General features: G+C 64.3%; 17 protein-coding genes, 1 tRNA gene and 1 pseudogene. 6 read left to right on the top strand and 13 right to left on the bottom strand.

What is annotated here, in order from left to right:
- The first annotated feature begins 2 nt into the window (after positions 1–2).
- The gene (locus ROZ37_RS21145; protein ID WP_312662641.1) at positions 3–1217 is read left to right on the top strand and encodes an ABC transporter permease; all 1215 of its coding nucleotides are present in this window, start codon (positions 3–5) and stop codon (positions 1215–1217) included.
- Positions 1218–1238: 21 nt separating this feature from the next.
- Entirely contained in the window at positions 1239–2009 is a 771-nt protein-coding gene (locus ROZ37_RS21140; RefSeq protein ID WP_312662640.1) for a PEP-CTERM/exosortase system-associated acyltransferase, read from the top strand.
- 143 nt (positions 2010–2152) lie between these two features.
- Here the strand turns inward: ROZ37_RS21140 and ROZ37_RS21135 are convergent, their stop codons facing one another.
- The 3 genes from ROZ37_RS21135 to ROZ37_RS21125 form a co-directional block, all read right to left on the bottom strand.
- Complete coding sequence (locus ROZ37_RS21135; RefSeq protein ID WP_312662639.1) at positions 2153–4045, bottom strand: propionate--CoA ligase; 1893 nt, start codon at positions 4043–4045, stop codon at positions 2153–2155.
- Between the two features lie 134 nt (positions 4046–4179).
- The gene (locus ROZ37_RS21130; protein WP_312662637.1) at positions 4180–5361 is read right to left on the bottom strand and encodes a diguanylate cyclase domain-containing protein; all 1182 of its coding nucleotides are present in this window, start codon (positions 5359–5361) and stop codon (positions 4180–4182) included.
- A 23-nt stretch (positions 5362–5384) separates the two neighbouring features.
- Positions 5385–6383 carry an oxidoreductase gene (locus ROZ37_RS21125; protein WP_312662636.1) on the bottom strand — a complete coding sequence of 333 codons (999 nt, stop codon included), beginning with the start codon at positions 6381–6383 and terminating at the stop codon, positions 5385–5387.
- Between the two features lie 195 nt (positions 6384–6578).
- Here ROZ37_RS21125 and ROZ37_RS21120 point away from each other — a divergent pair, with 195 nt between their 5' ends.
- A complete protein-coding gene (locus tag ROZ37_RS21120) occupies positions 6579–7436 on the top strand; it encodes an HDOD domain-containing protein (protein ID WP_312662634.1) in 858 nt (285 codons plus the stop codon).
- Between the two features lie 54 nt (positions 7437–7490).
- On the opposite strand, the gene ROZ37_RS21115 is transcribed toward ROZ37_RS21120, so the two are convergent.
- Positions 7491–9401: an ATP-binding cassette domain-containing protein gene (locus ROZ37_RS21115; protein ID WP_312662633.1), complete on the bottom strand. Its 1911-nt coding sequence runs from the start codon at positions 9399–9401 to the stop codon at positions 7491–7493.
- A gap of 116 nt (positions 9402–9517) precedes the next feature.
- Here ROZ37_RS21115 and ROZ37_RS21110 point away from each other — a divergent pair, with 116 nt between their 5' ends.
- Together ROZ37_RS21110 and ROZ37_RS21105 are read left to right on the top strand one after the other, a co-directional pair.
- Positions 9518–11635, top strand: a complete 2118-nt coding sequence (locus ROZ37_RS21110) for a site-specific recombinase (protein ID WP_312662631.1) — start codon at positions 9518–9520, stop codon at positions 11633–11635.
- Between the two features lie 11 nt (positions 11636–11646).
- Positions 11647–11721 (top strand) — tRNA-Arg (locus ROZ37_RS21105).
- A gap of 23 nt (positions 11722–11744) precedes the next feature.
- Here ROZ37_RS21105 and ROZ37_RS21100 read toward each other — a convergent pair.
- From ROZ37_RS21100 to ROZ37_RS21060, 9 genes and pseudogenes are all read right to left on the bottom strand, one after another.
- Positions 11745–12533: a serine protease gene (locus tag ROZ37_RS21100; protein ID WP_312662629.1), complete on the bottom strand. Its 789-nt coding sequence runs from the start codon at positions 12531–12533 to the stop codon at positions 11745–11747.
- Positions 12530–13492, bottom strand: coding sequence for a transglycosylase SLT domain-containing protein (locus ROZ37_RS21095; RefSeq protein WP_312662627.1), 963 nt, complete (start codon positions 13490–13492; stop codon positions 12530–12532). Before ROZ37_RS21095 ends, ROZ37_RS21100 begins: the two co-directional genes overlap by 4 nt.
- Before the next feature lie 55 nt (positions 13493–13547).
- Positions 13548–14828, bottom strand: a complete 1281-nt coding sequence (locus ROZ37_RS21090; protein ID WP_312662625.1) for a nucleotide sugar dehydrogenase — start codon at positions 14826–14828, stop codon at positions 13548–13550.
- Between the two features lie 50 nt (positions 14829–14878).
- Complete coding sequence (prsT, locus tag ROZ37_RS21085; protein WP_312662623.1) at positions 14879–17665, bottom strand: XrtA/PEP-CTERM system TPR-repeat protein PrsT; 2787 nt, start codon at positions 17663–17665, stop codon at positions 14879–14881.
- A gap of 1 nt (position 17666) precedes the next feature.
- A complete protein-coding gene (prsR, locus tag ROZ37_RS21080) occupies positions 17667–19025 on the bottom strand; it encodes a PEP-CTERM-box response regulator transcription factor (protein ID WP_312662620.1) in 1359 nt (452 codons plus the stop codon).
- Positions 19018–21123: an XrtA/PEP-CTERM system histidine kinase PrsK gene (gene prsK / locus ROZ37_RS21075; RefSeq protein ID WP_312662618.1), complete on the bottom strand. Its 2106-nt coding sequence runs from the start codon at positions 21121–21123 to the stop codon at positions 19018–19020. The genes prsR and prsK overlap by 8 nt, the downstream gene beginning before the upstream one ends.
- 80 nt (positions 21124–21203) lie before the next feature.
- Positions 21204–22595 (bottom strand): TIGR03013 family XrtA/PEP-CTERM system glycosyltransferase, encoded by a 1392-nt coding sequence (locus ROZ37_RS21070; RefSeq protein WP_312662616.1) that lies wholly within the window; start codon positions 22593–22595, stop codon positions 21204–21206.
- Between the two features lie 294 nt (positions 22596–22889).
- Positions 22890–23840, bottom strand: a complete 951-nt coding sequence (locus ROZ37_RS21065; protein ID WP_312662615.1) for an alpha/beta hydrolase — start codon at positions 23838–23840, stop codon at positions 22890–22892.
- 500 nt (positions 23841–24340) lie between these two features.
- Positions 24341–24845: pseudogene (locus ROZ37_RS21060) on the bottom strand (transposase); the annotation flags it as partial.
- 111 nt (positions 24846–24956) lie between these two features.
- Here ROZ37_RS21060 and ROZ37_RS21055 point away from each other — a divergent pair.
- Positions 24957–25841: a transposase DNA-binding-containing protein gene (locus tag ROZ37_RS21055; RefSeq protein ID WP_312662613.1), complete on the top strand. Its 885-nt coding sequence runs from the start codon at positions 24957–24959 to the stop codon at positions 25839–25841.
- The last annotated feature ends 136 nt before the right edge of the window (positions 25842–25977 follow it).

Below are 25977 nucleotides of genomic sequence, written 5' to 3'. Positions count from 1 at the left end.
CAATGCTATTCAAGCTCGCGCTGCGAAACATCTTTCGTCAGAAATTGCGCACGGCGATGACGCTCGGCGCGATCGTGTTCGGCGTCGCCGGACTGATCCTGTCCGGCGGCTTCGTGCAGGACATCTTCGTACAGCTGCGCGAGGCGATCATCCACTCGCAGACCGGCCACATTCAGGTCTTTCGGAAGGGCTTTCTCGAACGCGGCGCGCGTCAACCTCACGCCTTCCTGATCGAAGACCCCGCCACGCTCGCGCAACGCATCCAAACGCTGCCCGATGTAAAGGAGGTCGCCGCCCGACTGAGCTTTTCGGGGCTCCTGAACAACGGCAGGCGGGATCTGGCGATCATCGGCGAAGGCGTCGAACCCGACAAGGAAGCGAGGATCGGGACCTTCCTGTCGCTCACGGCCGGCCGCCAGCTCTCCGACGCCGACACATTCGGAATGGTCATCGGCCAAGGTGTCGCGCACTCGCTCAGCCTTCAGCCCGGCGACCGGGTTACGCTCGTGATGAACACCATCGAAGGCGCGCTGAACACGCTGGATTTCGAGGTCGTCGGTGTTTTCCAGAGCTTCTCGAAGGAGTTCGACGCGCGTGCCGTTCGCATCCCGCTCGCCGCCGCGCAAGAGCTGATGCTGACGAACGGCGCGAACGTGCTGGTCGCAACGCTGCACCGCACCGAGGACACCGATCGTGTCGTCGAGCAGATCCGCTCTTCGATCGACGCCGACGCATTCGAAGCGCAGGGCTGGAGCACGCTCGCCGATTTCTACGAAAAGACCGTCGATCTGTACGATCGCCAGTTCGGGGTGCTGCAACTCATCATTCTGTTCATGGTTCTGCTGTCCGTCGTGAACAGCGTGAACATGACCGCATTCGAACGACTCGCGGAATTCGGTACCCTCCAGGCGCTCGGAAACCGCAAACGCGACGTGTTCCGTCTTCTGATCGTCGAGAACGTGGTGCTAGGGTTGATCGGCGCGGCACTCGGCGTACTGGTCGGAAGCATTCTCGCCATCGTGATTTCCGCGATCGGCATTCCGATGCCGCCACCGCCGAACGCAAACGTCGGATACACTGCGGTCATCCGGTTGCTGCCATCCACCGTCATGTCGGCCTTTCTGATCGGTTTTTTTGCGACGGCCCTGGCGGCGGTTTTTCCCGCCCGGCGTGTCTCCGGCACTTCTATCGTCGACGCCTTGCGCCAGGGTACCTAGCGCAATCGGAGAGGCACCAGCATGCAACTTTTCGACCGGTTCAACCTCGGGCACGGGTTCCGGAAATACTTCGAAATTCTCCCCGCGCTCGACGACACGCTGCGCGACGACGTCTTTCGCATTCGTCACGAAGTCTATTGCCAGGAACTGGCGTTCGAGCCGGTCCGGCCGGATGCGCGCGAGTCCGACGAATTCGACGCGCAAAGCCTGCATTGTCTGATGCGAACGAGCCACGATCCGCAGCAGCTCGTGGGCTGCACGCGCCTGGTGCTGACCGATCCCGAAAGCCCCCAGACGCCACTGCCGTTCGAGCGGACCTGCGCAAAAACGCTCGACCGTTCCATCGTGGACCCGTCACGGATGCCGCGGGACCGCATCGCGGAAGTGTCGAGGCTCGCGGTGCGTTCGCCGTTCCGGCGTCGGCGCGGTGAGACGCAGGACTCGGCGCCGATTCACGACGAGGACTTCGGCAACGTCGTCTATCCGCGCTTCCCGTACATTCCGATCGGGCTCTACCTCGGCGCGATCGCACTCGCGAAGCGAAGCGGAATCGACACGATCTTCGTGCTCACCGAACCGCGGCTCGCGTCGCATTTCGCGAAGCTCGGGGTCGAGGTCAAACAGATTGGCGATCCCGTCGAACATCGCGGAACGCGGATTCCGTCGATGATGGATGTCGAAAGCATCATCAAGAACATGCGCTTCCTGGTCAAACCGATCTGGCGCGTGATCCACGACGAAATCGAAAGCGGATACAAGCGCACGAAGGGAAGCTCGCGCCTTTCGGTCTGAGTGCAACCGGAGCCGTCACCGAGGGTCCGTCCTGCCCGTTTTTCTTCGATCCGGGCGCAGGCAGGCGTCCCGCCGGGGCTGGTTGAAGAAAAAAAAGCCCGCGACGCATCGCGGGCTTTTTCCAACTGTTGCAACCTTCCCCGTCAGCCGCCGAGCGCCGCCTTGATCTGCTCGAGCGTGCTCGGATCGTCGATCGTCGTCAGGTCGCCCGGATCGCGGCCCTCGGCGAGCGCCTGGATCGAGCGACGCAGCATCTTGCCGGAGCGCGTCTTCGGCAGCCCGGAGATGAAATGCACGCGCGCCGGCCGCGCGATCGCGCCGAGCAGGTTGTCGACCGTCTTCATGACGTCCTTTTCGAGTTCGGCGCGCAATGCGGCCGTCTCGATGCGCGACGCATCCTTGACCACCGCGAACGCCATCGGCATCTGCCCCTTCAGCTGGTCGGCGACGCCGACTACCGCAACCTCGGCGATCGCGGCGTTCGCCTGGATCGCCTCCTCGATCTCGCGCGTGCCCAGCCGATGGCCGGCGACGTTGATGACGTCGTCCATGCGGCCGAGGATCGTGTGATACCCGTCGGCGTCCTTGATGCCCCAGTCCGAAGACGAGAACACGACCGGATCCTTGAACAGCGTGAAGTAGGTGCTGACGAAGCGGTCGTCCTGGCCCCACACCGTCGACAGGCAGCCGGGTGGCAGCGGCGGCACGACGCCGACGATGCCTTTCTCGTCCGCACCGCATTCGCTGCCGTCCTCGCGGAAGATGCGCAGGTCGTAGCCGTACACGGGGAAGCTCGGCGAGCCGTACTTGATCCGGGTCTGCTCGACGCCCCGCACCGCGGAGAGCATCGGCCAGCCGGTTTCGGTCTGCCAATAGTTGTCGATGACCGGGATGTCCAGCTCATCCATGATCCACTTGTGCGTCGTCTCGTCGAGCGGTTCGCCGGCGAGGAAGAGGTGCTTCAGCGACGACAGGTCGTACTTCTTCAGGTAGGCCGGGTCCTGCTTCTTCAGCACGCGCACTGCCGTCGGCGCGGAGAACATCACATTGACCTTGTACTTCTCGACGATCTGCCACCAGATGCCCGCGTCCGGACGCAGCGGCGTCCCTTCGTACATCACGGTCGCCATGCCGGCGATCAGCGGGCCGTAGATGATGTAGCTGTGACCGACGACCCAGCCGATGTCCGAGGTCGTGAACATCGTCTCGCCGGCAAAGCCGGTGTAGATATGCTTCATCGACGACGCGAGCGCGACCGCGTAGCCGCCGGTGTCGCGCTGCACGCCCTTCGGGTTGCCGGTCGTGCCGGACGTGTACAGGATGTAGCTCGGGTCCGACGACTCGACCCAGGTCACCGGGACTTTCGCGTCGAGGTGCTTCTCGCGCAGCTCGGCGTAATCGACGTCACGGCCTTCGACCTTCGCGAATCCCTTGTCGAGCCCGCGATCGACGATCAGCACTTTCCGCGGCGGGAACGCCGCGAGCTTGCAGGCTTCGTCGACCAAGTGCTTGTACGGCACGGGCTTGCCGTTGCGCATGCCCGCGTCGGCGCTGACCATCAGCACCGGCTTCGCATCGTCGATCCGCGTCGCGAGCGAGCCCGCGGCGAACCCGCCGAACACGACCGAATGGATCGCGCCGATGCGGGCGCATGCGAGCATCGCGAACGCGGCTTCGGCGATCATCGGCATGTAGATCAGCACGCGATCGCCCTTTTTGACCCCGAGGTCCTGATAGATCGCCGCCATGCGCTCGACTTCGCGCTGCAGCTCGCCGAAGGTGTAGATCTTCTCCTCGTCGGTCTCGGTGGAGACATAGATCAGTGCGCGGTCGTTCGGCCGCTGCGCGGCGTGGCGGTCGACGGCGTTGTGGCAAAGGTTCGTCTCGCCGCCCTTGAACCACTTCACGAACGGCGGGTTCGAGAAATCACAGATCTGTTCGGCCGGCTTGTTCCACTCGATGAGCTGCGCCTGTTCGGCCCAGAATTCATCGCGCTTGTCGATCGAGCGACGATGGAACTCCTTGTACGTCGTCATATGCACCCTCTCCCAAAGATTTCCCTGATTGCTTACGACTTGCAGGCGCCCCGCCGAGGCTCGACGGCATCCCGGGCGCCACCAGTTGCTGCTTTATTGTTTGTGCAGCTTTTATTTGTTGCCGCTTGTGCTGTTCAACCTTTCGCCGCCGAACCACTGCCGCGACCCGCGTCGGGGTCGAATTTTCTCAGTGCATCGATCGGGATTCCGCAACGAAGCTGCGATTCTACCAACTCGAGCAGCGGAAGCAGCGTCGCGACGACCACCGGGAGCTGTCCGCGCAGCTCGGCGGTCTCGCCGAGGCGCAGGCGCGCGAGGACCTGATCGATGCTCACGGTCTGCTTCAGGTGCCGATCGACGAATTCCTGTCGGACTTCGCCCCCGCCGCCGATGACGCGATTTCCGCCGGCGTCCCTGCCGCTGCGCGCGCGCTGCACGGCGAGCCCGATCAGATCGCTGACGGTCTTCACCGGGTCGGTCGTCGAGCTCGACACGCCTATCGTCACGCTGATGCGGATGCGCTCGTCGCGATAGGTCATCACGAGCTTTTCCATCGCTTTCTGCAGCCGTAGCGCGAATGCGCAACAGGCGATCAGCTCGGTGCTGGGCGACAGGATCGCAAACTGGGCACTGCCGAGCTGCGCGACCGTGTCTTCCTTGCGCACTTTCGTCGCGAGGATCCTCGACAGCTTGCGCGTGACCAGTTGCGCGACGTGGTCCCCATGGCGATCGACCAGCTGCTCGTAGCGGTCGATCTCGACGATCATCGCGCCGATGTCGCCCTGTCGCCGGCGCGCCAGCGCGAGCTCCTGCTCGCCACGCCAGTTCATGTAGGACTCGGTCGCAAGACCCGAGACCGGGTCGACGGGGCTCTGCTTCGCGAGCGCCTCGCGGCTCTCCTCGAGCGCCCGCCGCGTCTGCGCGAGGCGGGTCAGCGAATCGAGCCGCGCGAGCAGTTCGGCGGCGCCGATCCCCTTCGTGATGAAGTCGTTCGCGCCCAACTGGCGCGCGCGCTCCCGGGCCGAATCGTCCTCGTCGCCCGAAATGACGATGACCGGCAATTCGTGAATGCGCGACAGCCGCGAACCGCGGATCCGTTCGAGCAGCCCATAGCCGTCGAGCTGCGGCATGCCGATGTCGGTAAGAACCAGATGGATCGTCGGGTCGACCAGCAGCGCCTGCCAGCCCGCTTCGCCGTCGGCCTCCTCGCGGAATTCGAAACGCCCGCGAATGAGCTTGATGAGCGAAGCCCGGACCATCCGGGAATCATCGACGATCAGCACCTTCGGCAACGGCTGATTCGCTTCATCGCTCATATCTGGAGTTCTCCGGTAACGGCTCAGGCGCCGATCTTGACGACCGTACGTCCCTTGATTTCGCCCTTGATGAAGGCGCCGAACGCGCCCGGCAACTCGTCGAACGCTATCGTACGGGTAACGGCCGCCAGGTGCTTCGGCTTGAGGTCGGCCGCGAGCCGGTCCCAGACGCGCTGGCGCGTCGGGAAGCCCATGTAGCCCGAGTCGATGCCGAGCAGGCTCACGCCGCGCAGGATGAACGGGAACACCGTGGTGCTGATGTTGAAGCTCGCCGCGTTGCCGATGCTCGCCACCGTCCCGGCCTGCTTCATCGTCGCCAGCACCCAGTGCAGGATCTGGCCGCCGACGTTGTCGACCGCGCCGGCCCACTCGCCGGCTTCGAGCGGACGCACTTTGTCGAAATCGATCGTGCTCCGCAGGCGCACTTCGGCCGCGCCGAGCATCTTCAGATAGTCGCTTTCGGCCTCCTTGCCGGTCAGCGCGACGACGTGATAGCCGAGACGCGCGAGCATGTCGATCGCCAGTCCGCCGACACCGCCGGTGGCGCCGGTGACGACGACCGGGCCGTTCGAGGGCGCGAGCCCGTTGTCCTCCATCCGCACGACGCCGAGCGCGGCGGTGAAACCTGCGGTGCCGAGCGCCATCGCCTCGAACAGATCGATCCCGGCAGGCAGCGGCACGACCCAGCCGGCGGGGACGCGCGCGAATTCGGCATAACCCCCGTGATGGGCGACGCCGATGTCGAAACTCGTCGCGATCACCTTGTCGCCAGGCCGGAAGCGGCTGTCGCTGCTGTCGACGACCTCGCCCGACAGGTCGATGCCGCCGACGCACGGGAAGCGGCGGATGATCTTGCCCGCCCCGGTCGCCGCGAGGGCATCCTTGTAGTTGATGCTGGAATAATGAACCCGGATCAGCACCTCGCCGTCATCGAGCCGATCCTGGTCGAGGATCGCCAGACGGCCGGATACTTTCTTGTTTTCATCCTGGTCGATCAGGAAGGCCTTGAAGGGGGAATTCACGGGAACGACTCCTCTCGGTTTGTCGCGCACAGAGCCGGCGCGGCGGTTTTTTTCGGCCGATTATAGCCAATCCCGCTGCGCCGCCTCTCGCCCCTCGGCCGGTTTCGCCGGCTGTCCGAAAACCCGCGCTTCATTTCGGGCAGAGGGCAGCCGATAATCGCCGGACGACTCCGACTCCCGCTCGAACTCCTTTCGATGGCATTCCTCGACGCCCCGCTCGACTCGGTCGATGCCTACGTCCGCTTTCTTTCCGCGCAGGACATGCCGGTGCTTCGCCAGACCGTCCGCGAACTCGAAGCGCTGCGCACCGCGCAGGATTCGATCAGCGGCAAGCGGATCGCCGCGGTCGTGCTCGCGGACCCGCTGATGACCGCGAAGCTGCTCGCGACCCTGCAGGCGACCCGGACGCCTGCGCAGAATCGCGACATTACGACGATCGACCGCGCGATCATGATGATGGGCGTCGGTCCGTTTTTCGACATGTTTTCGGCGATGCCAACCGTCGAGGACGTGCTCGCCGACCGCCGAGACGCGCTCGTCGGCGTGTTGAAGGTCATCGGGCGCGCACGCAAGGCGACGCATTACGCGCGGGACTGGGCGATCCTGCGCCACGACCTCGACGTCGACGAGATCACGGTCGCCGCGCTGCTGCTCGAGGCGGTCGACATCCTGTGCTGGACGTTCGCGCCGGCGCTGACACTGCAGGTCCATGCGATGCAGCATGCGAACCGCTGGCTGCGCAGCGCCGAAGCGCAGCGCGCGGTATTCGGCGTCAGCGCACTGGAAATCCAGGTCGCATTGGTCCGGGCATGGAAGCTGCCGGACCTCCTGGTCGCGCTGATGGACGAGTCGTCGGCGGCAAACCCGCGCGTGCATAACGTGCTGCTCGCGGCCGACTTCGCACGCCACGTCGCCGACGGCTGGAGCAACGACGCGCTGCCCGACGACATCGCCGAGATCGAAAAGCTCGTCCGTGTGCCGCGCGAGGCGCTGCTCGCCCGGCTCGGCGTCCCGGGACAGGAGCTGTACCGCTTCTTTCCGCCGGCGACCTGATCGCGGAGCGCCGGCTTCGGCGGGAGAAGGACGCCTTCGGCCGCGACGCGCCGGTCAGCCGGCGCGGCTTTCGAGCGCTTCCCACCGCGCCATCGCGGCGTCGATCTCGCCTTCGAGGGCGTCGAGCCGGGCCTTGATCTGCGCGATCTCCTGCGGCGCCCGCTGATACAGGGTCGGGTCGGCCATTCGTGCCTGCAGCGCGACCTGCTCGGCTTCGAGGGCCGCGATGCGGTCGGGCAACTCTTCGAGCTCGCGCTTCTCGTTGAACGTCAGCTTGCCGCTGCGCGGCGCGGTGGGTTTCGGCGCCGTGACCGCAGCACTCTTCACAGTCACCGCCGCGCGCGCCTGCTCCGCCTCGCGTTCGGCCTCGGCCTGCTTCACGCGCTGCCAGTCGGCGTAGCCGCCGGCGTACTCGCCCCAGCGGCCGTCCCCCTCGGCCGCGATCACCTGCGTGACGACGTTGTCGAGGAACGCGCGGTCGTGGCTGACGAGGAACAGCGTGCCTTCGTACGATGCGAGCAATTCCTCGAGCAGATCGAGTGTCTCGATGTCGAGGTCGTTGGTCGGCTCGTCGAGCACCATCACGTTCGCCGGCCGTGCGAACAGCCGCGCGAGGAGCAGGCGGTTGCGCTCGCCGCCGGACAGCGACTTCACCGGAGAGCGGGCGCGCTGCGGCGCGAACAGGAAATCGCCGAGATAGCCGATCACGTGCTTGCGCTCGCCGCCGATCTCGACGAAATCCGAGCCCGGGCTGATGACTTCGGTAAGCGGCAGTTCGGGGTCGAGCTGGGCACGGAGCTGGTCGAAATACGCGACCGTCTGGCGCGTGCCGCGCCGCACCGTACCGGCATCGGGCTGGATTTCGCCGAGGATCAGCTTGAGCAGCGTCGTCTTGCCGGCGCCGTTCGGGCCGATGAAACCGATGCGGTCGCCGCGCATGATCCGGGTCGAGAAATCGCGCACGACGACGCGATCACCGAATCGTTTCGTGATGTCGGTGAGCTCCGCGACCATCTGGCCGCTCTGTTCGCCCTTGTCGACCGCGAGCTTGACGTTGCCGAGGCGGTCGCGCCGCGCGGCACGGTCGCGCCGGAGCGCTTCGAGCCGGCGCACCCTGCCCTCGTTGCGCGTGCGGCGCGCTTCGACTCCCTTGCGGATCCACACCTCTTCCTGCGCGAGCACCTTGTCGAAACGCGCGTTCGCCTTCGCTTCGGCGTCGAGTTCCTCGATCTTGCGACGCTGGTAGTCGCTAAAGCGTCCCGGGTAACTTCCGAGCCGACCGCGGTCGAGCTCGACGATGCGGGTCGCGACGTTGTCGAGAAAGACGCGGTCGTGGGTGATGACGAGGACCGCGCCGCGGAAATCGCGGATCAGCGATTCGAGCCACAGGATGCCGTCGAGGTCGAGGTGGTTCGTCGGCTCGTCGAGAAGCAGGAGGTCAGGCTCGCCGACGAGTGCGCGGGCGAGCGCGACGCGCTTGACGCCGCCACCCGACAGGCTCGCAACGAGCGCGTCGCCCGGCAAGCCGAGGCGCACGAGGATCTCGTCGACACGTTGGTTCAGGCGCCACGCGTCGGCGGCGTCGATTTCGTGCTGCAGGGCGTCGAGCCGCGCGAGCGATTCGCGCGTCGCGGACTCGGCGACGTGGTGCATCGCCGCGTGGTAGTCGACGAGCAGCTGCGCGGCGTCGCCCAGACCGTCGGCGATCGTCGAGAAGACGTCGCGCTCCACCGCGAAGTCCGCCTCCTGTGGCACGTAGGCGATCTTCAGTCCCGACTGGCGCCAGAGCGTTCCGTCGTCGAGCGGTGCCTGGCCGGCCATTACCTTCAGCAGGCTGGACTTGCCCGAGCCGTTGCGCCCGATCAGGGCGACGCGTTCGCCGGCATCGAGCTGAAACTCGGCGTGGTCGAGAAGATCGACGTGCCCGTAGGCGAGACAGGCGTTGTCGATGGTAAGCAGCGGCATGGCGGGAGGACTCTTTGAAAAATGAAACCGATTTTACCGGCGCACCGTCGACGAAGGCGGCATTGACGGATAATGCAGCGCAGCATTCGAGGTTTCAACGGGACAAGCGAGGGCGAATGGAAGCACTGCTGGAGCGCTTCGGCGACGCGAATGAAGACGGACTGGGGCTGTGGGTCGCGCTTGTGGACCACGTGCGCCCCACCCGTGCCCACGACACCGAAGCGGCGATCGCGGGGCTTCACGAGTTGACGGATACGCTTCGTCGGCGGCGGGATCTCGCCGAACGGCTGTCCGATGCGCTGATTCGCCTCTTCGACGAGTGCAAGCAGGTTTCACTCTACGTGTCGTCCGGATTGCTGCCATCGACCGGTTTCTTTTCCGAAACGGCCCGCCGGATCTCGGAGCGTCTGCTGCCCGACGTCATCGACACCAGCCACATGAAGGATGTGCTGAGCGTCGTCTTCCACCGCGTCGACGACGAAGAGTGGGTGACGGCGATCCCGGACGAGGACTGGGAGGATTTTCTGCGGGCGGTGCTCGGGTCGATAGCGGTGCAGGCCGAAACGAACGGCGCGGGAGTCAAATTGCCGAAGCCCGCCGAGGAGATCGTCGAAGCGCTGCGGATCCTGTCGTACCACGTGTCCGCGATCGGCCTCGAGCCGGAATTGATCCGCGTCGATCCATCGCTCGAGGAACACGAGTCGCCGTTCCTCGCGCAGAACGCGGAACTGCTCGCCTACCTCGATCGGTATCGCAGCTGTTGGGCCGACGACGACGCGATGCTCGAGGAGCAGAAACACCTCGACGTCATGCTCGACCAGTGCAGCGAGGTGGTCCTGCGCATCCGGCGCCGGGCGGCGAAGATCGGCACGAGCCTGACGCTCACGTTCAAGCTCGAGCGGCTGCGTCAGCACCTGACGCGCATCACCGACCTGCTCGAATTGCTGCACCGGCTTTATGCTGCCCGTCGGATGGATGCCGTCGCACCGCAGATCGTCGGGCTTTTCAAGGAGCTCGTACGCGCCGAGTGCCGCAAGAACAAGCTCTCGGACTACTGGAGCCAGAACGTCGAGCTGCTGTCGCTGCGGATGACCGAAAGCGCAAGCAAGACGGGCGAGCACTACATCACGACGACTCGGAGCGAATACTTCGGGATCCTCGGGTCGGCCGCGCTCGGCGGGCTGATCATCGCGATGATGACCGGGCTGAAGATCGTGCTCGGGGCGCAGGGATTCGCGCCGTTGACCGGGGCACTGGCGTTCTGCCTGAATTACGGCCTCGGATTCGTCCTGATCCACCTCATCGGCGGCACGGTCGCGACGAAGCAGCCTGCGATGACGGCGAACTCGATCGCGGCCTCGATCGGCGAATCCCAAGGCAAGACGCGCGACCTGGAAAACCTCGTCGAACTCATCGCCCGCACGATTCGCAGTCAGCTCGCCGCGATCCTCGGCAACGTCGGGGTCGCCATTCCGACCGCGATGCTGCTGTCGCTCGGGATTCATGCGATCACGGGGAGTCCGTTCCTGGAGGTCGACAAGGCCCGCGAGCTCCTCAGACAGGTCGATCCATGGAGCGGCATCGTATTCTTCGCGGCGATCGCCGGATTCTGCCTGTTCCTTTCCGGCCTGATCGCGGGTTACTACGATAACCTGTGCGCGTATTCCCGCATCCCGCAACGATTGCGTCAGCTGCGCTGGGCACGGAGCTTGTTCGGCCGGCAGCGCATGGAGCGGGTCGCCGCCTACGTCGAGAAGGATCTCGGGGCCCTCGCTGCGAACTTCTTCTTCGGCTTCCTGCTCGGTGGCGTCACCGCGCTCGGCGTCCTTCTCGGTCTTCCGCTCGATATCCGGCACATCGCGTTTTCGTCGGCCTATGTCGGATACGCCGCCGTCGGCATGGACTTCGCCCTGAGCTGGCAACTCGCGCTGCTGTCCGCCGCGGGAGTCGCCCTGATCGGACTCACTAACCTCGCCGTCAGCTTCGCGCTGACCCTATACGTCGCGCTGCGCGCGCGCCGGATCACGTTCGCCCAGGGCCGCCATCTCGGCATGATGATCCTCCGCCGCTTCCTCTCCCGTCCGCGTGATTTCCTGCTGCCGCCGCCCAGCACAAGCGAGCCGGCGCAAAAAAACGACGGTCCGGGTGCCGAACGGCGGGGCGACGCCGAAAACGACTCGAAAATCGCGGACGAGTCGAAGGATGCGCTTGGTCACCGACGCCTGAACAGCTAGAATTGCGCGCTCTCCTCGTAGTTCAATGGATAGAACGGGCGCCTCCTAAGCGCCAGATACAGGTTCGATTCCTGTCGAGGAGACCATCCCGCCGGCGGCCCCGAGCCTCCTAATCCAGCCCGTCCAGCAGGGTTTTCAGATACTCGATAGGAATCGCGTAGCTGATGCCGGAAGGCTCGCTGAGCACGTTTTCCTTCGTCGACTTCACGAAAACCATGTTGACGACACCGATCACCCGGCCGTTGGCGGGGTCGAAGACCGGACTACCGCTGTTGCCCGGGTAGGTTGTCGCATCGAGTTGATAGACGCGAAACGGATCGTTCGCCAGGCGGCGGACGAGCACCGGATCGAGCGCCTGCGCGCGCGCCTGGGGAATGCCGATCGGCGTGATCGCGGCGACGATGCCCCGGTGCGTCACCGGCGCAAGACCGAGGACGCTGCCGATCGGAAACCCGGTCAGCGCAATGCTCTGCCCCTCGCGAACCGCTTCGGAGCCATTCAGCGCCAGAGGCGGCAGCGGCGGGCCCTCGATGCGCAGCACCGCGAGGTCGTGGTTCTTGTCGATCGCGACCCTCGCTGCCTTGCGCACCGTGCTTCGCTTCTCGCCGGGCACGGCGATCGCGAGCGACTCCATCTGCTCATCGGCCACCGCATCCGGCAGCACGTGAGCATTTGTCGCGATCAGCGATCCATTACCAACGGCGAAACCGGTGCCGCGAAAGCGGAAGGCGGGGCTGCCGGTCGGCTGATAGGTGCCGACGGCGACGATCGCCGGCTTGATCCGGGGGAGCATGTCGACGAGATCCGCCAGTGCGGCGAGCGGCATCGCCGCGCAGACCGCGATCGCGGCCGAGCGCGCGAGCGCGCGTACTTTCGATGCGCCGACGCCAGCGATCACGAATCGTCCTCTTTCTTCGCCGCGGCGCGAATGAGGCGGAAGATCGCACTCGGTGCGACGACGCTGCTGTCGAATGGATGCTCGCTCTGCTGGACGAAATTCAGGATCCTCGCAACATACGCGCGCGTCTCCGGGAACGGTGGCACGCCCCGGTATCGGTCGACATTGCCTTCGCCGGCGTTGTAGGCGGCCGCGGCGAGCGCAACGTCACCGGAGAAATATGCAAGCAGCCAGCGCAGGTAGGACAGGCCGCCGCGGATGTTTTCCTTCGGATCGAAGGGATTGCGAACATTGAACCGTGCCGCGGTGTCGGGAATCAGCTGCATCACGCCCATCGCATTCTTCGGCGAGACCGCCGTCGGGTTGAGGGCCGACTCGGTCACCGCGATCGCGAGCGCGAAGCGCGGGCTGATCTGGTAGGTCGGCGCCATTTCGACGACGAGCCGGGCGACCTGCTGGCGCTCGGCGGATAGCGCCCTGATATGCGACTCGATGCTCCAGTCGCCGCCGCTGCCGCCGCTCGCGACCTGGCTTTCCGGGTTCTGCATGCAATCGGGAAGCTTGCCGCCACCGCTTCCGGTGAAGCGCAGCATCTGCTTCGCATACACATTCCCCTTCGCCGCGGCCAATGCGAAAAGCGCAGCGGCATAGCCATCGTTGCGCTGCATTCCGCGCCCGTTCGCATACATCCAGCCCAGCGCGTGCATTCCATCGGCGTTGCCGAGCCGCGCGGCCTGGCAGTACAGCGTCGCCGCCCGCGCCGTGTCGCGCTGAACGCCTTCACCGTGCTCGTAGGCAACGCCCTGCGCGACGAGCTGACCGCCGGGCTGCGCGCCTGAAGATGGATTCTTGCCCCGTGGCGGGTCGGCAGCGAGCGCCGGCGTACCGGCAAAGCTCGCAGCGACGAGCCAGGGCAGGACGGGATGACAGCGTGAATTGACCGGCGAACGCGGTTTCATGGTCCCTCCCTGTCTGGTGCTTTGACGGCTCCTGCAGCTTCGGTAGCAGAGTGGCTTACAGCCGCCAGACTGTCACACCCGCCTCGCGCAGCGCCGGCGCGTCGTAGCAGGATTTCACGTCGGCGAAAACGCCCGCCGGCAGGAGCTTGCCGGTGATTTGCGCGAGCGACATTTCGAGGTAGGCGCGATGCGACACCGCGGCGACCATCGCGACCGACTGCGGCAGCTCGTCCCAGCTTTTCAGGCGAACGCCGTATTCGTGCATCGCTTCCGCGGACGCCGCGACCGGGTCGTGCACGTGCACCTTGCAGCCGAAACTCTCGAGCTCGCGGACGACGTCGATGACCTTGCTGTTGCGAAGGTCCGGGCAGTTTTCCTTGAACGTCAGACCGAGCACGATCACGTCGCAGCCACGGATCGAGTGCCCCGCCTGGATCATCTGCTTGACCGTCTGTTCGGCCACGAATTTGCCCATTCCGTCGTTGATGCGGCGGCCCGCGAGAATCACGTCGGAGTGATAACCGAGCATCTCGGCCTTGTGCGTGAGGTAGTACGGATCGACGCCGATGCAGTGGCCGCCGACCAGCCCGGGCCGGAACGGCAGGAAGTTCCACTTGGTGCCCGAGGCCTTCAGCACCTCGGTGGTGTCGATGCCGATTTTATGGAAGATCACGGCGAGTTCGTTCATCAGCGCGATGTTGAGATCGCGCTGCGTGTTCTCGATCACTTTGGCCGCCTCGGCGACCTTGATCGAACTGGCGGGATAGACGCCTGCCGTGATGACCGCGCCGTACACCTCCTTGACCTTCTCGAGCGTCTGCGGCGTGTCGCCGGAGACGACCTTGACGATCTTCGTGACCGTGCGCTCCTTGTCTCCCGGATTGATCCGCTCCGGCGAGTAGCCGACGAAGAAATCGGTCTTCCACTCGAGTCCCGACTCGCGCTCGATGATCGGAATGCAGACTTCCTCGGTGGCGCCCGGATACACGGTTGACTCGAACACGACGATGGCGCCGCGCTTCAGGTTGCGCCCGACGGTTTCCGACGCCTTCACGAGCGGCGTGAAATCCGGCTGATGTGCCGCGTCGACCGGCGTCGGCACGGCGACGACGATGAAGTCGGCATCCTTGATCACCGCCGGATCGGAGTGGCAGGACAGGTGGACCGCCGCACGCAGATCGGCGGACGAAACCTCGCCGGTCGGGTCGATGAAGTCCGCGTAGGCGAGGACCTTCTCGGTCGAGAGATCGAAGCCGATCGTCCTGAATTTTTTGCCGAACTCAACGGCGAGCGGAAGCCCGACGTAGCCGAGGCCGATCACGGCGAGAGTGGTCATGACGCTCTCCTTGGGGGGTGGTTTTGATCTTGTTCTGCGAGACGCGGCGGTTATAGGCCCTGTTTCAGGCTCGTCGCCTCGACGTGCAAGGGGCTGCCCTCCGGAATCTTCTTGAGCAGACCGTCGAGTTCCGCTCGCGCGTCATCCTTGCGCTCGAGCTTCAAGTAGGCGCGGGCGAGGTTCAAGCGCAGCGCGTCGGCATCGGGCGCGAGCCCGACCGCCTTGCGCAGGTTTTCGAGTCCCTCTTCGCGCCGCCCCTGCTCCACCTGCAACATGCCGAGCGTGTCGAGGACCGCAGGATTGCGCGGCGCCAGCGCCAGCGCCTTCTCCGCAATCGCGATCGCCTTCGGGCTGCCGTTCTTGCCTGCCACCCATGCGAGGTTGTTCAACGCCTGTACGTTGTTCGGGCTCAGGTCCGCGATCTTCTGATAGAGCTTTTCGGCGTCGTCATAACGCCGCTCGGCCAGCGCGCGTTCGGCGAGGTAATTGCGGAAGAGTACGTCCTTGGGCTGGGCGCGGAGCCAGTCGGCAGCAGTCTTCTCGGCGTCGCCGGTCGTGCCGGCCTTGAGTTGCGCCATATGCAGCGTGACGGCCGTCTGGGGCGTCGGTTCGCGGTCGAGCGCCTTGCGGAAAGCGGACACGGCCTGCGTCCAGTTCCCGCCGTGAGCATGGATGTCCCCTTCGAGGACATGGCCGGCCGCCGCCTTCGGCCGTTGCCGCTGAACGGCGCGGGAAACCGCGAGCGCGTCGTCGGTCCGCTTGTCTTCGAGATACAGCACGACGAGCCGCCGCTGCGCATCGAGCAGCTCCGGCTTCAAGGCCAGCGCCTTGCGCAGCGACTGCTCGGCACCGAGACGATCCTTCGCCAGTCTTTGCACGTCCGCAAGTTCGACGAGCGGAGCGGGGGCCTGTGGCAGCAACGCGACCAGCTTGTTCAGCGATGCGACTGCCTGGCGGAGATCCTCGTTGGCGACCTGCGCGCGCGCGAGCATTTCGATGGCCTGCGGATCCGCCGGGCGCGCCGCAGCCAACTCCTGCGCCGCCGCGAGCCCTTTCTTCGCATCCTTCACCGCCAGATAGTGCCGCACCAGCGCGAGCTTCGGCGCGACGGCCGCGGGATTGGCGCTAGCAGCGCGCTCCAGTGCCACGCGCACGTCGTCGGGTTTGCCGCCCGTCTGACCGATGACTTGCGCGAGCAAAAGGTGCGCGTCGATGTTCTTCGGATTCGCCTTGACGATCTTCTCGACGCGATCGCGGGCGGCCTGGGGCTGCCCTTCGGCGATGTCCATCCGCGCCAGGTTGACGACGGCGGAGAGATAATCCGGCTTGATTTCCAGGGCTTTTTCGAGCGCTGCCCGCGCACCGGCCAGGTCCTTTTTTGCGAGCAGGATGCCGCCCTTCAACGTGTACGGCTGCGGGCTGTCCGGCTGCTTTTTTTCGTACTGCTGCTGCGCGGCCATCGCCTCGCCGAGTTCGCCGCGGCGAAGGTGGGCGAGGATCAGCGCGACATCGGCCTGACCTGCGTCGGGATCCAGGTCCGACGCGGCCTCGAGGTCAGCGAACGCCCGGTCGGCATCTCCGCCCATCAGCCTCGTCAGCCCGAGACGCGTACGCGCACCGGCATCGTCGGGCTGTGCGGCAACGACTTTCGCGTAGTACTCGGCGGCCCGGTCGAACTCGCCCCCGGCGGCACTGATGCGTCCCGCCAGCGACAGCGCCGCGCTATCCACGGTCGGCGAATCGAGCAGCGGCTGCAGCGTCGTCAGAGCATCGCCGGAGTCGCCGAGCGCGAGTTGCGACATCGCGAGCAGCCGGCGTGCGAGCGGCTGCCCCGGGGCGCGCGAAAGAACGACCGACAGATCCTCCTGTGCCTGCACGTAGCGCTTCATCTGAATGTGGATCGTGCCGGAGAGCAGGCGGCCAGGGAGGAAGTCCGGGGCGAGGCGCACGACCTCGGCGATATGCTCCTGCGCTTCGGCGGGCTTGTTCGTGCGCAGTGCGACGAGGGCCTCGAGATAACGGGTCGTCGGGTGAGCCGGCGCGATCTGTTTCATGTCCTTGAGGCGCGCGACGGCATCGTCGACCCGGTTCTCGCGCAACAGCGTCGAGATCCGGGCGAAATGGTAATCGAGCGCCTGCGGGCGCGCCTCGATCGCGGCATCGAGCGCTGCGAGCGCCTCGGCCGAGCGGCCGCGCAGCGTCAGCACGTCGGCCCGAAGCGCATGCGCTTCCGGGATGTCCGATTTCGCCGCGAGCGCGGCATCGGCATCCGCGAGGGCACCGTCGAGGTCTCCCACAGCGAGCTTGGTCCGCGCGACGCCCACCATCGCAGAGGGGTTGCCCGGAGACTTGTCGAGCGCGGACTGGAACGCTTCCCGCGCCTTTGCAGGTTCTCTCGCGCCGAGATGGGCGTCTCCGACCGCGACGAGCAGTTGCGCGTGCGCGGCCGGGTCCTCGAGCGTCCTGCTGCCGAATTCCTTGATCACCTGATCGAACTCGCCCGACAGCACGAGCGCACGCGCGAGATACGGGGCGACCTGGGTTTCGGGATATCCGCGTTCGATCGCGCGACGCAATTCCTTGACCGCGCCGGGGATGTTTCCCTGCTCCAGGTTCACCTTGCCGAGCAGAAACCGCGCCTCGGCGAGGTTGCCGTCGTTCTGCAACGCATTCTTGAGCTGGATCGCCGCGGCGTTCGTGTCGTTGGCGGCGAGATATTCCTTCGCCGACAGCAGCATCGCCTCGGGACTGTCGCTGCACGCCGACAAGAGCGCGGCGCAAACCGTGGCCAGCGCGAGCCGGTACTTCGGAGCTTTGGAACGCTTTGCGTCGGGCACGTCAGGCCTCCTTCTTCAAGCCGAAGCGGTTCATCAAGTCGTACAGCGATGGGCGGCTGATGCCGAGGACGTCGGCCGCGCGCGCGATGTTTCCGTTGGTCCGCGCGAGCACGCGCACGACTGCCCGCCGCTCGGCTTCGTCGCGCACCTGCCGCAGATTCAAATGCTCGATGTCCGCCTCCGTGACGTCGAAACCGAGGTCGTCGGCGGTAATGCGGTTCCCGTCCGCCATGATGACGGCGCGCTTGAGACAGTTTTCGAGTTCCCGGACGTTGCCCGGCCACGGATGGGTCTCGATCGATGCGAGCGCGTCATCGCCCAGATGCATCGTTCCCCGCCCGTTTTCCTTCGCGAAACGCTGAACGAACGCATGCGCGAGGAGCGCCGCGTCGCCGACGCGTTCGCGCAACGGCGGGATGTCGATGACGATTTCGGCGAGCCGGTAGTAGAGATCCTCCCGAAACAGCCCCGCTTTGATCTGCCCCTTCAGATCGCGATGGGTGGCACAGACGATGCGCACATCGACGGGAATCTCCTCCCGCCCTCCAATCCGCTCGATGACCCGCTCCTGCAGGAAGCGCAACAACTTCGCCTGCAGCGCGAGCGGCAGGTCCCCGATCTCGTCGAGAAAAAACGTCCCCTTGTGAGCCGCCTCGATCTTTCCCTGCGTCTGCCTCGCTGCGCCGGTAAAGGCGCCCTTCTCGTAACCGAAGAGTTCGCTCTCGAGCAGCGTCTCCGGAATCGCGGCGCAGTTGATCGCGACGAACCGCTCCTTCGCCCGCGGCGAGAGCGAATGCAGGCCGCGAGCGAGGATCTCCTTGCCGGTCCCGCTCTCGCCTAGCAAGGCGACCGTGACATTCGCGGACGCGAGCCGCTCGACCGTGCGGCAGACCTTGAGCATTCCTGCATCGCGCGTCAGGACGGTCGTCAGGCCACTGCCCTGGACCTCCTTGAGTCGCTGGTTTTCCATTTGCAAATCGTGCAGCCGGAAAGCGCGGTCGATCGTCAGCGAGAGCAGTTCGGGCTCGAAGGGTTTTCCGAAGAAGTCGTATGCCCCGAGCGCGACCGCCTTCACGGCATTGTCCCGGTCATGCTGGCCGGTGAGGACGATGATCTTGGTGTCGGGTGCGAGCGTCAGCATCTCGCCGAGCAGCCGAAGCCCCTCGGATACGTCGTCCGGCCGTGGCGGCAGGCCGAGATCCATCGTCACCACCGCGGGCTCGTGCCGTCTCAGTTGGGCGATCGCGCTCTCACGGTCGTCAGCGACCACCGTGTCGAACGCGTCGAATGCCCACCGCATCTGTTTCTGCAGCGCAGGATCATCCTCGACGATGAGAAGCGTGCGCCGCTTGTCACTCATGATGTTCTGTTATGTATTCCGGCATTGCAGACATGCCCTCGTCCGCTCGATCTGCGATCGGCAGAACAATGGTCGCGCGCGTGCCGCATCCCGATTGGCTCTCGATCTGGATGCGCCCCCCTAGCTCCTGAATGTACTGCTGCGCCTCATAGACCCCAATACCCATTCCCGTGGATTTACTCGTACTGAAGGGCTTGAAAAGGTGCTCGCGCATGAATTCCTCGGTCATTCCGCAGCCGGTGTCCTCAACGACGAGTTCGAGGGAGCCGGGCATGCGCCTGCCCAGACGCAGTGATACGTTGCCGTCCTCGGGCGTCGCATCCAGCGCGTTTTGCACCAGATGGCCGATGACACGTTCGAGCCGCTGGACATGCGCATCGACCTCCAGGCCCTCGCCGGGCTCCACAACGAGCCGCAGCGGCGGACGCTGATGACGTTTCGACGCACGGACCCGTTCGACGACTGCCACGAGGTCGACGCGCTTGCGCGGATCGATCGAACGCTTTTCCTGCAGCTGCGTCATCAGGTTACGCATGCGCGACTCCACATGCGCAACCGTCTCGAGCATGTCCTCCTGGAACGACGGGTTATGCTTGTGACGTTCGGCGTTCTTCAGCATCAGCGAAAGCTGGGCGACGAGATTCTTGAGGTCGTGGACGACGAACGCGGACATCCTGTTGAACGAGTCGAACTTCCTCGACTCGAGCAGCGCCTCGGCGGCCAGCATGCGTTCCAGGTAGCTCGCGGCCTGACGCTGGGCGGTCTTCAGCAGATCGAGCACTTCCCAGTTCACCTCGAAGGCGGTCCGGGGAGCATTCAGGACGACGAAGCCGATCAGCGTGTCGGAGGATTTCAGCGGGATCACCAGCCACGCATCGGGCATCGCCGACAGCCACCGAGGCAGCACGAGTCCGGCGTAATGGGCTGGGCGGGAACGAAATTCCTCGAGGTTGACGATCCACTCGCGCTCGCCGAGAAAGCGGCAGAACGGGCTTCCGTCCAACTCCGCTCCGTCGGTTGCGCTCTGGTTGAGACGCGCATTCATCGAGAATCGCCCGCTCGCATCGGCCAGCCAAAGCACACCCCCCGAACTCTCGACGAGATCCGCGAGCGCCTTGATCACCGACTGACCGAGGTCCATCACCCCGCCGGCCGATGACAGCGCCTGCGTGAAACGCAGCCATTCCTTGCGGTAGTCGTACCGGTACGGGAACAGATGCTTGTTGATGAAGACCCGTAGTCGCGCACGCTGGGATCCCGAGAACAGGAGCACGACCAGCAGCAGCAGGCCGGCAAACAGCAGCGCAAGCTGCATCGCCCTGCCCCAGTCACCGCCGAAATAGCGGACGTAATAGCCGGCCCCCGAGATCAGCAGCAAGTACAGCCCGGAAACCGCCAGCGCGGTCGAATGGAAAACCACTTCGCGAGACATCGCGATGCGGAAGGTCCACGCCGGGTTGCGGGACGCGGAAAGGGAGATCAGCGGAATCACCAGCGCATGTGCGATGCCGCGAACGCTCCAGATATCGGCGTCGAGCCGTCCGAAGAGAACGCCGTCGGCAAACAAATAAAGCTCGAAGACATAACCCGCAGCGAGACCGAGGCACAAAGGCTTGAGGCCCCAGCGGGAATCGACGGGAAGAGCCCGGAAAAGCTGCTCGACGAGCACGAGGCCGAAGACCGCTCCGATCAGGAAACTGCCGAGGGAAAGCGTGGCCGACGGGCCGGGATCGGAAAACCCGAAACGCGCGACGATCGCCAGAATAAGCTGCATCCCAACGATGAGAACGGCAACCACGGTCGGCCACCGCAGCCGACCGCCGCCCGCCGGGTAAAGCAGGATCAGGAGAAATGCGAACCACGCCGCTCCGCGCAACACGTCGAAAACCTCGACGAGTTGCTTCAATCCAACCCCGGCGCGCAGTACCAGGAACGCGCTGGCCAGCGCCCAGGCGGCACTCGCTCCAATCGCGACGAGCAGCGAACTGCCGGGCAGTCCCCGGCGGGCTGCAACAAGGAGATACAGGCCGAAAAGCAGGTAGGCCGCGAAGGCGGCTCCGTAGCCCCAAACGGCGACGTCCGATACTTCAGCGCCCATTACGGCCTCAGAAGATGAACAGTCGCATCCGGGAGAAGCCTCGCAATTTCACCCGAAATGCAACTGCGACGAAATGTCGATCAGTGCGCGCCTTCGCCGGTCAACACTACCCTTACCGTCTCGAAAAGCACCAATGTATCGAGAACCAACGTGTGATTCTTGACGTAGTAGAGGTCGTATTGAAGCTTCTGGACAGCGTCCTCCACGGACGCGCCATATTGATACCGGACTTGAGCCCATCCGGTGACGCCTGGCTTGACGCTATGCCGGACCGAGTAGAACGGAATCTCTCGGGCGAGTTGATCGACGAAAAACGGCCGCTCCGGCCGAGGCCCGACCAGGCTCATGTCACCGACGAGAACGTTGAACAGCTGCGGCAGCTCGTCGATACGCGATTTGCGTATGATCCGACCGACGCGCGTCGTCCTGTCATCCCCCGAGGTCGCCCAGCGCGGCTTCCCATCCTTCTCGGCGTCCCGCCGCATGCTGCGGAACTTGATGACGTGGAAAACCCGTCCGGCGCGGCCGACGCGCTCCTGCCGATAGAAGATCGGCGCCCCGTCCTCGAGGAGAATCAGTACGGCCGTTACCGTCATCACCGGAAGGGCGAGGATCAGAAGGAAGGTGGAAGCGACGAGATCGAAGCAGCGCTTGACGGCCGTCCGCGCAAAGCTTTGTCGGAATCCATCTCCATAGATCAACCAGCTCGCCTTGAGCGAATCGACCTGGACCTTGCCCTGGACACGCTCGAAAAACGACGAGAGATCCATGACGCGGATGCCGCAAAGTTTGCAGTCGAGGAGCTCGCGGATCGGGAGAACGCCGCCGCGCCGCTCGCGAACGGCGACGATCACCTCATTCACCTTCAACTGCCGGGCCGTTTGCAGCAGACCATTACCTGAGCCGACGACACGTTTCGGGTCAACGCTTAACGTATCCTCGCCTTCAGGCGCATAAAAACCCACCACGTGCATTCCGCTCGGCACCGGCTGGCTCATCGAGCGTTCCACTGCGGCAGCATCCATGCCCGTCCCGATGATCAGCACGCGCGGCGCGAACATGGAGCTCGCCCAGTTCCGATTCACGACGCCCCGCATCAGCAGAACCAGGCCGAGCAGCAGGATGACCGACAGTTGCACCGCCTCCGATGCAAAGTAGTTCCACGGGAGCAGCATGAAAACGCCGATCGCGATCGGAATGCTCACCGAAATCGAGATCAATACACGCAAGACCGTGGCGCGGACCGACCCCCGCTGGTTACCACCGATCCGGTAAAGCCCGATCACGCTGTTCAAAAGGATCATCGCGATCGTGAAGAGGAGCGCGGACGGGACAATCACGCGCCAGTCGACCACGTCACCGTGAATCTCCATCCCTGCTGCGAGCAGTACCGCGATGAAGAGCACCAAGGAATCAAATATGACCTGGTGCAAAACATAGCTCGGAAAATAATGACTGAAGACTTTCAGCATTAACGGATCCTAGCAATCGACCAAGCATAACCTTAGCATGCGCTTCGAATCGTCCGACCCCGCGCCACCGCCTCGACTTGTAACGGATTCCATCCGACTTCCCAGAATGGGTTATCGGTCAACCAAAATGAAACTCCGATTACAAATGGGCGAACTTCGCGTCTTGCCGAAGCGCCAGAAAGATGCCCTGCTGACGGTATCGTTTTCCGCCGACCACCTCCTGGTTATTGTTGAGGCGCCCAACCCCCCGCCTTCCGGCGGAGCCATCCCTAAGCACATAGCGAAAACGGACGTTCAACGGGAGTCGTGCAGCACCTTCTCCAATCGCGCCGTTATCTGATGCAGCACCTCTCGAGCCTCGGGAAAGAACTTACCCAAAGTGAGGAACCCATGAACCACTCCAGGCACTGCAAGATGCTCCACATCTCCCCCCTCCTCGCGCACGCGTTCAGCGAAGGCGATACCGTCGTCACGCAGCGGATCGCATTCGGCCGTCACCAGGAGCATCGGTGGAAGCCCCGAGAGTGATTCGGCGAGCATCGGCGAAGCGCGCCACTCGTATGCATCGCCGTCCCGAAGATACCGAGCATAGAACCACTCCAGGCTTTCGTTATCGAGCAGATACCCCTGCCCGAACTCCTGACGCGACGAACGACTGCTGAAAATCTCCGTACTGGGGTAGATCAAGACAATGAAACGAATCGCAGCCCCGCGCGACTCTCGTGCCGCGAGAGCGGTGACAATAGAGAGATTCCCCCCTGCACTATCGCCGGCAAGCGCGACGCGCCCCGGATCGATGCCGAGCAGATCGTAGTTCTGCACGGACCATTCTGTACAAAAAATAGCATCATCCACGGCAGCCGGAAAGGGCGATTCTGGCGCGAGACGATACTCGACAGACAACACCGAGCAGCGCGAGCCGTTGGCAAGATCCCGGCACAACACGTCGTAGCTATCGACGTCACCCACGCACCATCCGCCGCCGTGGAAATAGACGATCAGCGGCAGCTCTTCATTCGGCCTGCTCTCGAGCGGGCGATACAGCCGCCCAAGCAACACGGTTCCGTCCGCACGGGTCATCGGCACATCGGTCACCGACGCGACCGGCGGCGCCTCGGTGCGAAACGCAAGCTGCAGCTTTCGGAACGAGTGTCTCGCCTGCTCTGTGGACAACTCATGGAAACGGGGTGCGCCAACACGGTACACCATGTCGAGCAACGCCTTTGCTTCAAACGAAAGAGGCATATCGGGACGAAGTTTTGCGGTGTAACCCCGCAGCTCGGGGATTATTCGGAAGAGGGTTGAAGATCGATTTTAGCGCACGCACCCAAGGCGCCGGAGCAGCGCGTGCGCACGAGACTAAGGATCACGCGTGCTTGCGGCTGAAGGAAAAAATGCGGCGCTTGATCAAAGCGTGACATCCTGAAAGAGTCTCCCGTACGGTGCTGCGCCTCACGGAAGCGCCTTAAGGAACTCGGCGCCGAGAACGGACGGCTCAACAAGCGACTGCCGAGGCGACCCTCGACGGTGAAGCGCACACGGCCGCCGTGGGCCGAAAGCGCTGACCCTACAGGACCGACGAAAGACAGTGATAGTTAAGCGGGCGGGTACGGCGATATCCGAGCGCCGCCCATGTCGCCTTGCGGGAATCTCGCTCACCGTTTTGCATTACCGCCGATCGTGTCCGGGACGCGGTGTAAGACGAGTTCGGCAGATCATCGGCTCCAGTTTGGCAGGAGCGCGGGTCAGGTCGCCACGGCGGACAGGCTGACGTTGGGATTGTCGCCAACTTCGGCGAGCGTTTCCAGCGTCATGTAGCGGCGTTGCAGGGCCCACTCGTCGTTCTGTTCGAGCAGCAAGGCGCCCACCAGCCGATAGATCGCGGCCTCGTTGGGGAAGATGCCGACGACGGCGGTGCGGCGCTTGATCTCGCCGTTCAGGCGCTCGAGCGGGTTGGTGGAGTGAATCTTGGTGCGATGCTCCTTGGGGAAACTCATGTGCGCGAGCACGTCGTCTTCGGCCTCGTCCATGAGCCTGGCGATTTTCGGGAAGCGTTCGCAGCTGGTCGGCGACGACGCGCCACTGGTCCCGGGCCGCGCGCTCGGTGGTCTGTGCAAAGATCGTGGCGACCAGGGCGGAGACCACGCGGCGCGGCCCGGCGGGGGCATGCACGAGGAGGTTGCGCATGAAATGCACCCGACAGCGCTGCCAACTGGCCGAGATCACCTTGCGCACCGCCGCCTTCAGTCCCGTAAGCGTCCGCCCAGCCTTTCAATTACCCACAAATTTCATTGCGTTATAGTGCTTGCTTAAAGTGGTGACTAAGCTTTGGCAGACAATGTCAGCCTGCGAGGCAAAGTCATGGGCAAGCGCAGCGGTACGGGCCCCTATTCGGGTGCAGAGTTGGAAGCGGAAGTACAGTCGTGGGCGGAGGACGAGGTGGCCACCTCCGAGTTCAAGGACGAGCGGCTGGGTAAGCGGTTTCGAACTCTGCTCCAGCAGCTGACCGAGGGCATGGGTAAGATCATTCCGTTTGCATGTCAGGACTGGGCCAACACAAAGGCAGCGTACCGCTTCTTCTCGAATCCGCGGGTCAGCGAAGAAGCGATCCTGTCAGGACATTTTCATTCGACCCGCGAGCGCGCATCCCTTGTCGACGATCGTGTTCTCGTCTTGCACGACACGACGGAAATTTCATTTAAGCACAACGACGGCACGATCGGTCTGGTAGGACAGGTCGGTCAGCGGACTGCCTGCGGCATCCTGATGCACTCGAGCTTGGTCGTGACGTGCGAAGGCTTGCCGTTGGGGATCGCTGCGGTGAAGTTCTGGACGCGCAGCAAATTCAAAGGGACCAACGCGCTCAAGAAGAAGGTCAATCCGACCCGAGTTCCGATCGAGCACAAGGAGAGTGTCCGCTGGCTTCAGAATCTGCAGCAATCGACGGACTTGCTCGGTAAGCCGGAACGGTGCGTGCATGTCGGGGACCGCGAGAGCGACATCTACGAGCTGTTCTGCGCTGCACAGTCGGCAGGAACTCACTTTGCCGTGCGCACTTGTGTCGACCGCCTCGCCGGTGACGGCGCGCACACGATGGCAGACGAGATGCATGAGGTCTGCTGCAAAGGGTTGCACCGAGTCGAGACTCGCGGCAGCGGCGGAAGCATGCGCGAAGCGGTATTGGAGTTGAAGTATCGCCGCATCCATGTGCTCCCGCCAATCGGCAAGCACCGGCGCTATCCGTAAGCACCCGGCGAACCCACCTTCCCCCAGCCGCCTAGCCCATTGAAGATCGTGTCCACTAATTTTCGATGGTGGACACCATGGATGTGGTTATCCCGCGCCGGAGTCGGCGAACGCATAGCGAAGCCTTCAAGCGGTC

It is taken from the genome of Aromatoleum sp., assembly GCF_032027225.1.
Classification (GTDB): domain Bacteria; phylum Pseudomonadota; class Gammaproteobacteria; order Burkholderiales; family Rhodocyclaceae; genus Aromatoleum.
Note: the sequence above shows the minus strand (reverse complement) of the source record. Positions and strands in the feature narration are given on the sequence as shown.